Below are 14078 nucleotides of genomic sequence, written 5' to 3' on the forward strand. Positions count from 1 at the left end.
GAACGTTTTAAAAAAAGTTCAGGTGGTTTTTATTTGTGGAATAAACATTGACAATTAATCTACTTAGTAATATTATATAGTGGTACTTAGTGATACTAAATAGATTGAAACCAATAGAGCTAAATCTGAATACGTTTAGATACACTACTTAGTATTACTATATAGTTAAGAATGAAAGAGGGGTTTAGCGAGTGAAAGGGCTAACTGAATTATTGAAAGGTGTACTAGAAGGGATTGTGCTACAAAAAATAGGGCAGGGGGAGACCTATGGCTATGAGATTACCCAATATTTACAAAACATAGGATTTGAAGATATTGCAGAAGGCACTGTTTACACGGTATTGCTTAGACTTGAAAAAAAGGGGTTGCTACATGTTGAAAAAAGAAAATCGGAGCTCGGTCCACCAAGGAAATTTTATAGGTTAAATGACTTCGGAAAGTGTGAGCTCGATAAGTTTTGGGAGAAATGGTTTTTTCTCGCTAGAAAGTTAAATGAATTAAAGGAGAATGATAGCAAATGAAAAACCTATTTGAAAAATTAATTGGTAGTAAAAAGCGATATAACGATTATAAAGCTGAAAAAGAGCAGTTGCCACAAAATTACAAGGACGCCCTTCATGCGTTAGAACAGTATATGTGGAATTTTGCCAAAGGAGAAAATTTTATGGAAGTGTTAGAAAATTCGCTTCAATTATTTAAAGAAAGTTCGATTGAACAACTTCCATTACAGGATATTATGGGGAATGATCCTGTTGAATTTGCAAATGCCATTATGGCGCAATATCCAGAGGAACTTTGGTTTATTAAAAGCCAAGAAAAGCTTCGATTGGATATAGAAAGATTAAATAAATAATATGACCAAGTAGATGAATGGCTTTGGGGGTAGGATGTTGGGTGGTATATAATGAACTGCAGCTTTTAGTCAATCATTTATCTTGTTATAATCATGGTTAACATAGAAAGAAAGGGCGTTAAAGTTGAAGATAACAATTACACCAAGAGCAGCAATTAAACTAACAGAAAAGTTAAAGAATAAAGATGGCTATTTAAAATTGAAATACGATACTGAAGGATGTGGTTGTGTTGTAAGCGGTGTAAGTGCTTTGTGGCTTGTGAAAGAACTAGAGCCAGATGACCGCGAAGTACAAACAGATTTTATGTCTATTTATATTGAGCCGTCTAAAGAGGTCTTTTTATCAGAAGAGGTAACGATTGATTACCGTGAGCAGGCGAGATGCTTTCAATTAAAAAATAATCATGAATACTTGAATCCGCGTATGGCTTTTATGGATTATACGAAATGAGAAAGAGAAGAACAGCAATCTTCTCTTTTTTTGTTGACTAATTTAGTAAACAAATTTAAAATATGTTTATATATAAGGAGGGTAATATGGATATTCAATCATTAACTGTCACTGAACTAAAGCAAGGATATCAATATCTATCGCAAGAGGCAGTTTTCGTATGTAATTATTGCCAACAGTCTTTTGAAGCGGGGCGGGTGTATCAATTTGCTGAAGAAATGTTTTTAGGAAAACAAGCTGTAGAGTGGCATATAACAGAAGAGCATGGAGGGAATTTCCGGCAGCTGCTTTCAGATGAAAGTAAATATAATACGCTTACAGATAAACAAAAGCAGTTGTTAACCGCTTTTCAATCGGGTAAAAAAGATGCCCAAATTGCAGAAGAGATGAATGTATCTCACTCAACGATTCGCCATCAAAAGTTTTCATTTCGTGAAAAGGCAAAGCAAGCAAAACTATATTTAGCACAATATGAAAATGCATTTCTAGGTCATCTTCAGGAAGAAATCATCCCTATTCATAACGGTGCAACAATGGTCGATGAACGCTACTTTATGACAATAGAAGAACGAGAGCAAATCATAAAAGAAAATTTCGAGAGCCTCCATCCACTCAAGCTAAAACGATTACCGAAAAAAGAGAAAAAGAAAATTGCAATCTTAAGTCGCATCATCAAGGAATTTGTTACTGGGCGCACATACACCGAAGAAGAAATCAAAGAAATATTAGTAGGCATATACAATGATCATGTCACTGTAAGACGCTATTTAATCGATTATGGATATATGAACCGAACACCAGATGGCAAAGCCTATTGGGTAAATGATTAAGGAGGGGATACTATTGAAACCCGATCGTAAGAAAGAATTAAAACAACAATATAAAGAAATGAAAACCTATTATGGTGTGATCAGAATAAAAAACGAAAGCAATGGGAAAAAATTTATCGATGCTGTACCAAATGTAAAAAATCGCTGGCTTACTTCTAAAATGAGCTTAAATGATGCTCGTCATATGAACAAAGAATTACAAGAAGATTGGCAAAGATACGGTGAAGAAGCGTTTAGTTATGAAGTACTCTGGAAGAAAGATAAAAGTGAGATCAATGATATGAAGTTCGAACTGCAAAAAAAGAGAAAAGAATGGATTCTTAAAGAAGAGGCTTATGATGACAAAGGCTATCACCATAAACCCGAGGAATAATAGGTTAGAAAAGCTATGCTAAGCAAATGTGATTTTCTATGCGGTTCGTGTGAGGGCAACCATATAGAGCTTTGTCCGTTATCAAGAGAAATGGGCATACAAGTAAAAATAAAAGCTGCAGTCTAGTCAAACATAGAGAGTGGAAATTTGTGGTTAAAAATCAGCTTATGGCAGACTATCGCTCAAATTTATGGGCAGGTGAATCTTCCACTTGAAAGGGGATCCCATTTTCCGTAAAGAAAGAGTCGATGGCTGCTTCATAGGCTTCTTTGTTTTCATTATATGATTGAGCGTGTGCGCCATTTTTAGCAATGAAAAGTTTTTTCGGTCCATTTTTTTGTTCATAAAGCATTTCCGTCATAACAGGTGGAATGAATGTATCATCTTTACTATGGATAAAGAGAACAGGCTTACTAATATAAGATACGACCGCGAGTGGTGACACATCATGAATGGAATATTTATCACGCAATCTAAGAAACACGTTACTAATTGGCAAGATCACTTTAGGTGGTAATTTAAAGGTCGTACGTAAATGATGAGTAAGTTGACCAGATAAATCAGAAAAAGGACAATCAGCAATATAAAAATCAGCACCATCAGCAAGGCTCCCAGCATATAAGAGCATTGTCGCTGCCCCCATTGATTCACCATGAATACCTAAGAGTACATCGGGACCATTCTGTCTTTTGAGCCAATCTACCACTGCTTTAAGATCATATTTCTCATAATAGCCATAGCTCGTTGTCTTCCCACCAGATTCACCATGTCTTCGGTGATCATAAATAACAACATTGAAACCGCGAGATAAAAACAAGTTCATATATTTTATAGAGTTCGTTTTATTCTCTGTCACCCCATGAGAAATGATGACGTATCTATTGCTAGGGTAAGGTGCGACAACGACAACTTTAAGAGAATAACCTAAAGGAGAATGGATAAAATGTTCTTCTTTTTCTAATTGATCATAGGCTGAGATATCTAATCTGCCAGCAGTGCTTTCTCTTTCAACAATAACCGCGTTATCTTTTTTACGAATGTACATTAATTTATTTGTGAAATAGGTGCCAATAGAGAGAATAACAGTTAGCAGTAATAAACTATAGCGAAGGATTCTTTTCATTTTCTCCCTCCATGGTGTTTTCCTTTATTTTACCATTTGGACAAAAGAAATATCCATCTTAAAACACCGGTTCGTGTCATAAGATGGACGCATAGTTTAGGCATTTAGTTGAAAATAACTACTTTCAATTGTCCTTGTCATATGTGGCTTGACGAGATGAATCGCCTCAACTAGCTTTTGCAAGTCTATATTGGTTGAGATCCCCATTCTCTCTAGCATATATACAACATCCTCCGTAGCCGCATTTCCAGCAGCACCGGGAGCGAAAGGGCAGCCACCGAGTCCGCCAGCAGACGTATCAAAGCGGTCGACACCAGCTTGAAGGGCGGCAAGAATGTTAGGAAGAGCTAATTTTCGTGTATCATGGAAATGAGCGGTTATGAGTGTTGTAGGAAAAGCATCTTTTAATTTTTTAAATACATCAAATGATTCATGCGGAGCGGCCATTCCAATGGTATCCGCCACACTTAACTCATCTGCTCCTGCATTGACAAAGGCTTGGCATAATTTTACTGTATCATTTACATCTACTTTTCCCTCGTAAGGACAATAAAATGCTGTGGAAATACAAGCGCGTACAAAATATCCTTTTGTTTTTAATTCTTTGATTATTGGCACAATTTCAGCGACACTTTCATCGGTCGTTTTATTAATATTCTTTTTGTTGAACGTTTGGCTAACTCCTACAAAAGTAGCAACGGCCTGGCAATCAGTGGCATAAACACGATCAATCCCTTTTCGATTGGGAGCAAGGACAATATCTCGCGTATGTGATGTAAGTGTATCGGCAACAATTTCAGCTGCATCACTCATTTGCGGTACCCATTTTGGCGAAACAAATGAGGTAAGTTCCATTTCTTTTACACCAGCACTTTTTAATTTTTGAATAAATTGTTTCTTGATATCTGTTGGCACAAAGTTTTTTTCATTTTGTAGTCCATCTCTCGGGCCCACTTCAATAATCGTTACTTCCTTCGGCAATGTGAACATGATATTCCTCCTTTTATAGAAAGCGTTTACTTTATTGTAGTGGTTTAATATTCAGAAATGCAAGAATTAACTAAAGTATGGCATAATAGAAAGGTAGATTCATAACAATGAAACCATGGAGGGGAAAGAACAGTATGGAACGAGCAGAAGTTGTGATTGTAAGCGCTACAAGAACAGCGCTAGGAACATTTAATGGGAGTTTAAAAGGAGTATCAGCGATAGATCTAGGAGCAGTGGTTATTAAGGAAGCATTAAAAAAAGCAGGGGTAGAAGCATCAGCGGTTGACGAAATCATTATGGGGAATGTGCTGCAAGCAGGATTAGGCCAAAACCCAGCAAGACAAGCAGCTATAAAAGCAGGTGTACCCGAGAGCGTTTCTTCGATGACTATTAATAAAGTGTGTGGCTCCGGATTGAAAGCGGTTCATTTAGCAACGCAAGCAATTGTTGCTGGAGACGCAGACATTATTGTTGCTGGTGGTATGGAGAATATGAGCCAAGCACCTTATATTCTAAAAGGTGCACGTGATGGCTTTAAAATGGGTAATACTACTTTATATGACTCCCTTATTGATGACGGTTTAACATGTGCATTTAATCAGTATCATATGGGTGTAACGGCTGAAAACTTATGCGATAAATATGAGATTTCTAGAGAGGAACAAGATCTATTTGCGGCTGAGAGTCAAGAGAAAGCAACGCAAGCCATCGAAGCTGGTCGCTTTAAAGATGAAATCGTTCCGGTAGAAATTCCGCAGCGTAAAGGAGAGCCAATCATCTTTGATCAAGATGAACATCCGAAGAAAGGGACAACAGCAGAAAAATTAGGTAAACTACGCCCAGCATTTAGAAAAGAAGGAAGTGTGACAGCAGGCAATGCATCTGGTATCAATGATGGCGCTGCGGCAGTGGTTGTAATGAGTAAGCAAAAAGCGGAAGAGTTAGGAATTAAGCCGCTTGTTACCATTAAAGGAAATGCGAATGCTGGAGTAGACCCAAGTATTATGGGAATTGGTCCAGTAGAAGCGGTCAAGAAAGCATTAACGAAAGCAAATATTTCAATGGAAGAATTGGAGTTAATTGAAGCAAATGAAGCGTTTGCGGCTCAATCTTTAGCGGTTGATCGTGAATTGAACTTTAAGAAAGACATCTTAAATGTAAACGGTGGGGCAATTGCACTAGGTCATCCAATCGGTGCAAGTGGCGCACGAATTTTAGTTACTCTCATTCATGAAATGCAAAAACGCCAAGCAAAGAAAGGATTAGCAACATTGTGTATTGGTGGCGGCCAAGGTGTAGCAACTGTGATAGAGCTTGCAGAATAATTTAAGGTGAGAGGGTTCTATGCTATAATAACCATACATTCTATTTGAAAGAATGAGGGGGTAGGACACCAGTCATGAAGCAGAAAAAACAGCGAGCACAATCAAAGAAAATAAATGAAGATAAGCCGCTTACTTTAGGAGATATGCTAAACCCTGAGCTTGTCAAAGGACTGCAAGGGAAGAAAAATGAGCTAAAAAAAGCGGAAGAAATCAAGCTTGAGGAAGAATCACGTAGAAAAGCCGAAGAGCGTAAATTACGTGAGAAAAATAAAAGCTTTGAAGAGCTTTTAGGTGAAAGTAACTTAAATTGGAAAGAATTTAAATGATAGATTACGAGAAAGATGACGCATCCAAAGGTACGTCATCTTTTCTCATTTTTGATTTAAGTATGGCTTAACGATGTGTCTCGTACTTATTCAGTTTAGCTAGTTGCTCCATGAAAGTTAATTCTTCCTTAGATAATGGCTCTGCACGGACGGCTGCAACATTTTCTTTTACCTGTTCCATCGAAGAGGCACCGGCAATGATAGAAGAAACCCCAATATGTGCCAAGTTATATTGGATGGCTGCTTCTTGTAGATGGCGTGTTTCAGTAAACCTTGCATTAAGCTCAGTGAGGAGGGCACGCAATTCTGCTTCACTATAATCTAAATACCCTTGTTCCGATAGTTTATCCATCCAGTTTTCACTTAATAATCCTTTAGCTAGTGGGCCTCTCGTAACGACACTGATATTATTTTCAGCTAATAGTGGTAAAACTTCTTCCTCTGGACGACGATCGAGTAAGCTGTATTGCATCATTACTGTATCAATAGAGGCATGCTTAACATATTCACGAATAACATTAGGACGGATCGAGGAGATACCATATGCCTTAATAAAACCTTCTTGTTTAAGCTCTTCAAACGCATCAATTGTTTCAAGTATATCATCATCTAGCGTCCCGCCATGCAATTGATATAAGTCAATATATTCTACACTTAATCGTTTTAAGCTTTGTTTTACGGCTTCTTTTATATAATCTTTTGACGGATCCCAGTGCCAGCCTTCCTTTCCTTCAGTCCATCGATTACCTACTTTTGTGGCAATAACGACATCCTCTCGTACGCGTTTTAACGCTTCTCCAACTAGCTGTTCGTTTAAACCAAAGTCGTATAAGTCGGCTGTATCAAAATAATTAATCCCTTCTTCTAGTGCTGTTTCAATAATCGCTTGGGCCTTTTTTTTATTTGTTCCAAGTGACATACAACCAAGACCAAGAGGAGTAACCATTAAGGGTGATTTACCTAACTGTACTTTTTGCATTATGAACCTCCGCTCTTCTCTGAGTATTTTTTATCTATTTTACCGATACTGAGAGAGGTTAAACAAATCATTTGATTTATGGCATGGAGAATTTATGAGTGCTGTTCGCTATTCTTAGGCTTCTTGTCATAATCACCATTTGTTGTTTCATCTATCCATTCTCTAACATAAGAAAATGACTTTTGATAAACTTTTAGTTTTTCTTTAATTTCCCATGCCTTACCAACAAAGGTAACACCTTTTTCATGTACGTATATTTTCATCATGAGCTCTCCTAAACATAAGTATGTTAAAATGTATGAGCAGAATAATCGGATAGAACAGGAGTGACGAGAGAAAATGAGTCGCCTAGAAGAAAAAACGTTAAAAACGGAAAAAATCTTTGACGGTAGGGTTATTCGACTCCAAGTAGAAGAGGTTGAACTACCGAACGGACAAATATCGAAAAGAGAAGTAGTCAAGCACCCAGGTGCAGTGGCAATATTAGCACTAACGGATGAAGGAAACATGGTTATGGTTGAACAATACCGTAAAGCGCTTGAGAAGACGATTATTGAAATCCCAGCAGGTAAATTAGAAGGAAACGAAGACCCCTTACAATGTGCGAAAAGAGAATTAGAAGAAGAAACAGGGTATGGGTGTGATGAAATAGAGTGGCTTATTTCTTTTTATACCTCTCCAGGTTTTGCTGATGAAATTGTTCATTTGTATATGGCAAAAGGTTTACATGTGATAGAAAATTCGGCCTCTCTTGATGAAGACGAATTTGTTAATCTGAAAGAAGTCTCCGTTCAAGAAGCGGTCCAATTAATAGGAGAGCAAAAAATCTATGATGCGAAAACCGCTTATGCGGTTCAATATATGCAACTAAAAGAAGCGTTGCAGCAAAAATGAAATCTTATTATGCAGATTTGCATATTCATATTGGGAGAACCGCTACTGGTAAGCCGGTTAAAATCACAGGTTCAAAAACCTTAACTTTTACAAACATTATTCATCATGCAAAAAGTCAAAAAGGGTTAGACATCATTGGGATTATCGATTGTCACTCTCCAGAAGTGATAACTGAAATAGAGGGTTTACTTCACGAGGGTGTGTTACAAGAGCATGAAGATGGCGGATTATTATTTGGTGATATGATGATTATTCTTGGTTCAGAACTCGAGATATATGATCAATATTGCCACGGTCCCATCCATGTACTGTCGTTTTTCCCAACACTTAGCCACATGAAAGCTTTTTCTAACTGGTTGTCATTTCGAATGAAGAATATCCAACTGAGTTCACAGCGGGTTTATATAGAAGGGCGGTTGCTTCAACAAAAGGTAAAAGAATTAGATGGTTTGTTTATTCCTGCCCATGTGTTTACCCCTTTTAAAAGCTTATATGGAAAAGGGGTAAAGCATTCACTTTCGGAAGTATTTGACCCCCAATGGATTGATGCAATTGAATTGGGTTTGAGTGCCAATACAGAAATGGCAGACCGTATAGCAGAGTTACATGACTATCCATTTATAACAAATTCTGATGCGCATTCATTAGCGAAAATTGCAAGAGAATACCAAAGGATCTCACTCCAAGAATTAAGTTTTAAGGAGTTAACGATGGCTTTGCAACAAACGGATGGAAGAACAGTTGAAGCTAATTATGGATTAGATCCGCTTCTTGGTAAGTATCATGAGACGGTCTGTGCAAAATGTGGTGAGGCCCAACCACTACGGGCTGTACAATGCAGTAACTGCGGTAGTAAGAAAATTATTAAAGGCGTAAAAAATCGTATTCAAGAGTTAGCAAATGTAACTTCAACGGCTCAAGGGAGAAAGCGACCACCATATATCCATCAAATTCCTTTAGAGTTTATTCCCGGGATTGGGGTGAAGACATTAGAAAAGCTACTTCTTCATTATGGCACAGAAATGGTTATCATCCATGATGTCCCTCTTGGTTCATTGCAACAAGTCATACCTGAGCAAGCAGCGAATCTGATTGAGCAGGCGAGATTAGGTAGCGTACAATTTGATGTAGGTGGCGGAGGAAGATATGGTAGAGTTCGCCTTGATTAAAATACTAGACTTGACAGACTACCCATGTTAGAGATAAGATACATTGGTATTAATAATTGAATGCCAAAACCGGTACGGATTTGTGGACTTTTTAAGAGTAGACACTCTTTTTTCGCCACACATTGATGCAAGTAGCATCGATGTGTGGCTTTTTGTATTTTTTAAAAACTGCTCTTATGTTTTTTAAACGATATTTACAACCGGTAGATTTAGGAGGAAATACTGATGAAACAATCAATGTATCCTTTAGCAGTCCTTATCGGAGGTGCTTGCTTTGGTGTGTTATCAACATTTGTCAAGCTGGCCTACGGTGAGGGGTTCGAACCTGCTGAAGTTTCTGGAAGTCAATTTTTAGCTGGGACGTTATTGATTTGGCTTATATTCTTGTTTACAAAAAAACAGAAGATAAGCTTCAAGCGTTTTGGCTTTCTCGTATTATGTGGCGTGCCAACTGGTTTAACGGGTATTTTTTATTATCAATCCTTACAGTCTTTAAATGCGTCGTTAGCCATCATTTTCTTATTTCAGTTTGTTTGGATTGGCACGGCTATCGAGTTTATTATTGATAGAAAAAAGCCAGGAATGAAAAAGTTACGTGCGATTTTGCTGTTACTTGTGGGCTCTTTCTTGGCAACAGGAATTTTATCACAAGGCTTTAATGACTTTTCTCTAGTTGGTGCAGGATGGGGGATGCTTGCAGCATTATCTTTCTCCATCTTCGCCTATATTAGTAGTACGGTCGGGAAAGAAGTACCGCCGATCCAAAGAAGTGCAATCTTTGCCTTTGGTGGATTACTCATTACTATGATTATCTTCCCGCCAGTTTTCTTAGCCGATACAGCAACTGTGACAGCAATTATGCCGTACGGATTGATTCTAGGACTTTTTGGTGTTACGTTACCACCATTGTTATTTGCAATTGGAATGCCTCATGTGGGAGCTGGGTTAGGTACAATTTTGACATCGTCAGAATTACCAGTTGCTTTACTAATGTCAGTTTTGGTTTTACAGGAAGATCTTGTCCCGCTTCAGTGGATAGGGGTTTGTATTATCATTGTAGGGATTATTTATGGTAATGTGGGCCATAAAGTAAAAAAGGACCACGACCAAATTCAATCGGCAAAAGCGAGTTAATTAATAGGGAGAATGTGAGGACCTTGTCTAAGATTTTTGACAAGGTCCTTACCTTTTTATGTTGAGGTTTCAATTAGTCAACAACTTTTACTTTTGCATACACACATGTACTTCTTAGAGATATGTTATCTGTTGCTAAGCTATCGTTGCGTAATATTCCCTCTAATGGGAAACCGAGACGTTCGGGTATTCGCCGACTAGCTATATTTTTTTCATCACAGCGGATTTCTACTCTATTTGCTTTGAAATGCTCAAAACAGAAAGCTGTCAACGCCTCTACTGCTTCTGATATATAGCCATTCTTCATTTGGCGGCTATCACACCAATAGCCAATTTCGAATTTTTTAATATCCCAATTTATCCGGTGAAGGCCGATTGAGCCAACAAAAAGATGATTCTCCTTCAGAAAGATATGGAGACGGAAATCACTGCGGTTAATAAATTCCGCAAAAGATGCGCGTATTCCCGCTTCTACTTCTTCAACAGTCTCTTCTTTTACAGCAAAGGGCAACCATTTTTTTAGTGAATCTCGTGACACTGCAATGGCTTCATGCACGATCTTGCCATCACCAGGCAAACAGGGTCTAAAATACAAACGGGCCGTTTCTATTTTCTCTGGAAAATCTACTAAGAGGGGGTTCATTCTTTCTTCTCCTTTTTAATTTACTAGCGCAACTATCCTTTGACACCAAGTGGACAAAACTTTCTTAAAGTTTAAATAAATAACATCTTTTTTACAATAAAAATTTTAATAGATTACTTAAAGTATTTCGTATCTTCCTGTCATGAACTCACAAAGTCTAGCATACATTCTAGTAAGTGAAATCATTTTTCAGGAGGAAGAGCAATGATAAAAAAAATGTACCAGAACGTCGTAGCAAATCATTTCCGTGAGCATTCCTCAATCTATTTGTTTGTTATTATATTGTTTCTAATGGGTGTCATATTTGGAGCGGTTGTCGTAAACAGTTTAAGTTTGACGCAAAAAGAGGATTTATTTCAATATTTGACACAGTTTTTTGGTCATGTTTCAAATGAAGAAATGGCGACACCTGCTCACATATTTGAACAAAGCTTACTCCATAATGGAAAATATATAGGTGTTATATGGCTATTGGGGATATCTATTATTGGATTACCGCTTATTTTAGTTTTACTATTTGTGAAAGGGATGGTCGTTGGCTTTACTGTCGGTTTTTTAGTAAGTCAATTAAAGTGGCATGGGTTTTTACTATCTTTTGTGTCGATTTTGCCACAAAATATGATTATCATTCCAATTTTTATTATTACATCTACTTTTGCGATTTCATTTTCAATGAAGATGATCCGTCGGCTGTTTATGAAGAAAGTAAATAATGCATTTATGCCCTTGCTAGGTAAATACTTAGTTTCTTTCCTTATTGCCATAATTATATTAGCCGGTGCATCAGCTATTGAGGCCTTTGTTTCACCGGTGTTAATGAAGTCAGTCATTGATTCATTCCTCTAAATCACCGATTGCTTATATAAGGTTTGAATGCTATAATTCTTTTATCATATGAATTTAGTAATAATGACTGACTTGAATAGATCATTATGTACAGAGCCTACGTTTAGGTTCTGTACTTTTATGTTGTTTTAGCTATTATAACAATTCTAATATAAGAATCATTATAAAGTCCTCTTTATAATGATTTTAGTTTGATTCTATACATCTATCTGTTATAATGAGAATGTTAGTGGTGAGGGAGGGACTTTCGGTATGGAAAGCAGAATTGACAGAATCAAAAAACAGTTGCATTCATCCAGTTATAAGCTAACACCACAACGTGAAGCCACGGTTCGCGTTTTGTTAGAACATGAAGAGGACCATTTGAGTGCGGAAGATGTATACCTCCTTGTTAAAGAAAAGTCGCCAGAAATCGGTTTAGCAACTGTTTATCGAACACTTGAATTACTAACTGAATTAAAAATTGTTGATAAAATTAATTTTGGTGATGGCGTTTCCCGATATGACTTACGTCAAGAGGGTGCTGCTCACTTCCATCATCATCTTGTATGCATAGAATGCGGTGCAGTAGATGAAATTCAAGAAGATTTACTAGAAGATGTGGAAGAAGTTGTTGAGAAGCGTTGGCATTTCAAAATAAAAGACCACCGTCTTACTTTTCACGGCATCTGCTATCGATGTCAAGATAAAAAAAATGATGAAGAGCCAGGAGCTTAAGACACGAACCTTTTCTAATTTAATTGGAAAGGGTTTTCTTATTTTTCTCTAACCTGTGCCTCAAGCTGGTTTTGCAACTTAGCAACAAATATGATTGAATTAATTTATATACTACATAAAGATAAGGTCCACCACTTTTTGAGTCTACACCGACCTAGAAGTTGGAATGATTGAATGAACTTAATTGATTCCTCATTGGAAACAGGTATAAATCTTGTCCAAAATGGCATACCCTCTAATAAGACGTTTTATTTGGGGGAGAAATGATGAGTGCGTGGATTAAACTAGTCTATCAAACCATTAAGGTTTTCGTTCTTTTTACAGGAAGCACAATTCTTTTTTATTATGGTATTATGTGGTTAAATGAAGAGTATCAGGATTATCATCGTTATGATGAACCGAGTGGGGCGGCTGTGAAGGTAGCAGCAAGTGCGAATGCATCGGACTCTTCTTGGTTGGATCGGTTGATTCTGTTTTATTTAAATGGGGAGTAATGATTTGATGAATGATCATCTGCAGGATTTTATCCACTATTTAATGATTGAAAAAGGCCTAGCCAAAAATACGATCATGGCATATGAAAGAGACTTAAGAAGTTATATTTTATTTATTGAGAAGAAGATGTTGAAACAATCGATGAATGAAATTGAACGCGTTCATATTGTTCAGTTTCTAGCTCAGCTTAAGGATGATGGCAAGTCCACTAAAACAATTGCAAGACATATTGCGTCTATACGCTCATTTCACCAATTTGCACTTCGTGAAAAAATAGTAGACCATGACCCATCTATTCATATTGAAACACCACAAGCGGAAAAATCTTTGCCGAAAGTATTAAATATGAAGGAAGTTGAAAGATTGCTAGACCTCCCGAATGATGGTAGCCGCTTTTATTTAAGGGATAAAGCCATGTTAGAAGTGCTCTATGCAACAGGAATCCGTGTCAGTGAATTAATCCATTTGACAATAAATGATGTTCATCTCACGATGGGTTTTTTAAGATGTATTGGAAAAGGGAATAAAGAAAGAATCATCCCATTAGGAAAAACAGCACAAGCGGCTGTTCAAGATTATTTAGATAAGGGCAGACAACAGTTGTTATCACCAAAACACCCGACAGAGTACTTGTTTTTAAATCACCATGGTAAAGGGTTATCACGGCAGGGGTTTTGGAAAAACTTAAAAAAAACAGCACAAGCAGCTGGTATTCAAAAAGAGTTAACACCTCATACTTTAAGGCATTCATTTGCCACCCATTTACTTGAAAATGGAGCAGATTTAAGAGCGGTACAAGAAATGCTTGGTCATGCAGATATTTCAACGACACAAATATATACACATGTGTCAAAAACGAGATTAAAAGATGTATATAAACAATTCCACCCAAGAGCATAACAGGAAATATATAGGAAAACAGTGAAAAGT

19 protein-coding genes are annotated in these 14078 nt (G+C 37.2%); 14 read left to right on the top strand and 5 right to left on the bottom strand.

Annotated features, from left to right (window positions below; genetic code table 11):
- The first annotated feature begins 191 nt into the window (after positions 1–191).
- The 5 genes from H9655_RS02970 to H9655_RS02990 all read left to right on the top strand — a co-directional run bounded on the left by H9655_RS02970 (position 192) and on the right by H9655_RS02990 (position 2507).
- Positions 192–521, top strand: a complete 330-nt coding sequence (locus H9655_RS02970; protein ID WP_191810702.1) for a PadR family transcriptional regulator — start codon at positions 192–194, stop codon at positions 519–521.
- Complete coding sequence (locus H9655_RS02975) at positions 518–853, top strand: DUF1048 domain-containing protein (protein WP_191810704.1); 336 nt, start codon at positions 518–520, stop codon at positions 851–853. The genes H9655_RS02970 and H9655_RS02975 overlap by 4 nt, the downstream gene beginning before the upstream one ends.
- A gap of 124 nt (positions 854–977) precedes the next feature.
- The gene (locus H9655_RS02980) at positions 978–1304 is read left to right on the top strand and encodes an iron-sulfur cluster biosynthesis family protein (RefSeq protein WP_191810706.1); all 327 of its coding nucleotides are present in this window, start codon (positions 978–980) and stop codon (positions 1302–1304) included.
- A gap of 86 nt (positions 1305–1390) precedes the next feature.
- A complete protein-coding gene (locus H9655_RS02985) occupies positions 1391–2134 on the top strand; it encodes a DUF2087 domain-containing protein (RefSeq protein ID WP_191810708.1) in 744 nt (247 codons plus the stop codon).
- 13 nt (positions 2135–2147) lie between these two features.
- Entirely contained in the window at positions 2148–2507 is a 360-nt protein-coding gene (locus H9655_RS02990) for a GIY-YIG nuclease family protein (protein WP_191810710.1), read from the top strand.
- A 175-nt stretch (positions 2508–2682) separates the two neighbouring features.
- Here the strand turns inward: H9655_RS02990 and H9655_RS02995 are convergent, their stop codons facing one another.
- Both H9655_RS02995 and H9655_RS03000 read right to left on the bottom strand, forming a co-directional pair.
- Positions 2683–3630, bottom strand: coding sequence for an alpha/beta hydrolase (locus H9655_RS02995; RefSeq protein WP_191810712.1), 948 nt, complete (start codon positions 3628–3630; stop codon positions 2683–2685).
- 96 nt (positions 3631–3726) lie between these two features.
- Positions 3727–4620, bottom strand: coding sequence for a hydroxymethylglutaryl-CoA lyase (locus tag H9655_RS03000; RefSeq protein WP_191810714.1), 894 nt, complete (start codon positions 4618–4620; stop codon positions 3727–3729).
- A gap of 134 nt (positions 4621–4754) precedes the next feature.
- Here H9655_RS03000 and H9655_RS03005 point away from each other — a divergent pair, with 134 nt between their 5' ends.
- Both H9655_RS03005 and H9655_RS03010 read left to right on the top strand, forming a co-directional pair.
- Positions 4755–5945, top strand: coding sequence for an acetyl-CoA C-acetyltransferase (locus H9655_RS03005; protein ID WP_191810716.1), 1191 nt, complete (start codon positions 4755–4757; stop codon positions 5943–5945).
- Between the two features lie 74 nt (positions 5946–6019).
- The gene (locus H9655_RS03010; protein WP_191810718.1) at positions 6020–6271 is read left to right on the top strand and encodes a YqkE family protein; all 252 of its coding nucleotides are present in this window, start codon (positions 6020–6022) and stop codon (positions 6269–6271) included.
- A gap of 67 nt (positions 6272–6338) precedes the next feature.
- Here the strand turns inward: H9655_RS03010 and H9655_RS03015 are convergent, their stop codons facing one another.
- Positions 6339–7250 (bottom strand): aldo/keto reductase, encoded by a 912-nt coding sequence (locus H9655_RS03015; protein ID WP_191810720.1) that lies wholly within the window; start codon positions 7248–7250, stop codon positions 6339–6341.
- 92 nt (positions 7251–7342) lie between these two features.
- A complete protein-coding gene (gene mciZ, locus H9655_RS03020) occupies positions 7343–7513 on the bottom strand; it encodes a Z-ring formation inhibitor MciZ (protein ID WP_191810722.1) in 171 nt (56 codons plus the stop codon).
- A gap of 76 nt (positions 7514–7589) precedes the next feature.
- On the opposite strand from mciZ, the gene H9655_RS03025 reads away from it, so the two are divergent.
- The 3 genes from H9655_RS03025 (at position 7590) to H9655_RS03035 (ending at position 10447) form a co-directional block, all read left to right on the top strand.
- Positions 7590–8144 (top strand): NUDIX hydrolase, encoded by a 555-nt coding sequence (locus H9655_RS03025; protein ID WP_191810724.1) that lies wholly within the window; start codon positions 7590–7592, stop codon positions 8142–8144.
- Positions 8141–9313 carry an endonuclease Q family protein gene (locus H9655_RS03030; RefSeq protein WP_191810726.1) on the top strand — a complete coding sequence of 391 codons (1173 nt, stop codon included), beginning with the start codon at positions 8141–8143 and terminating at the stop codon, positions 9311–9313. Before H9655_RS03025 ends, H9655_RS03030 begins: the two co-directional genes overlap by 4 nt.
- A 225-nt stretch (positions 9314–9538) precedes the next feature.
- On the top strand, positions 9539–10447 hold the full coding sequence (locus H9655_RS03035) for an EamA family transporter (RefSeq protein ID WP_191810728.1): 909 nt from the start codon (positions 9539–9541) through the stop codon (positions 10445–10447).
- A gap of 73 nt (positions 10448–10520) precedes the next feature.
- Here H9655_RS03035 and H9655_RS03040 read toward each other — a convergent pair whose 3' ends face one another.
- Entirely contained in the window at positions 10521–11090 is a 570-nt protein-coding gene (locus H9655_RS03040) for a GNAT family N-acetyltransferase (RefSeq protein ID WP_191810730.1), read from the bottom strand.
- Positions 11091–11294: 204 nt separating this feature from the next.
- Here H9655_RS03040 and spoIIM point away from each other — a divergent pair, with 204 nt between their 5' ends.
- The 4 genes from spoIIM (at position 11295) to xerD (ending at position 14048) form a co-directional block, all read left to right on the top strand.
- Complete coding sequence (spoIIM, locus tag H9655_RS03045) at positions 11295–11936, top strand: stage II sporulation protein M (RefSeq protein WP_191810732.1); 642 nt, start codon at positions 11295–11297, stop codon at positions 11934–11936.
- A gap of 252 nt (positions 11937–12188) precedes the next feature.
- On the top strand, positions 12189–12653 hold the full coding sequence (gene fur, locus H9655_RS03050) for a ferric iron uptake transcriptional regulator (protein ID WP_191810734.1): 465 nt from the start codon (positions 12189–12191) through the stop codon (positions 12651–12653).
- 266 nt (positions 12654–12919) lie between these two features.
- Positions 12920–13147 (top strand): YqzK family protein, encoded by a 228-nt coding sequence (locus H9655_RS03055; RefSeq protein ID WP_191810736.1) that lies wholly within the window; start codon positions 12920–12922, stop codon positions 13145–13147.
- Positions 13148–13154: 7 nt separating this feature from the next.
- Positions 13155–14048: a site-specific tyrosine recombinase XerD gene (xerD, locus tag H9655_RS03060; protein WP_191810739.1), complete on the top strand. Its 894-nt coding sequence runs from the start codon at positions 13155–13157 to the stop codon at positions 14046–14048.
- The last annotated feature ends 30 nt before the right edge of the window (positions 14049–14078 follow it).

The organism is Cytobacillus stercorigallinarum (assembly GCF_014836495.1).
In the GTDB taxonomy this organism is placed as follows: domain Bacteria; phylum Bacillota; class Bacilli; order Bacillales; family Cytobacillaceae; genus Cytobacillus; species Cytobacillus stercorigallinarum.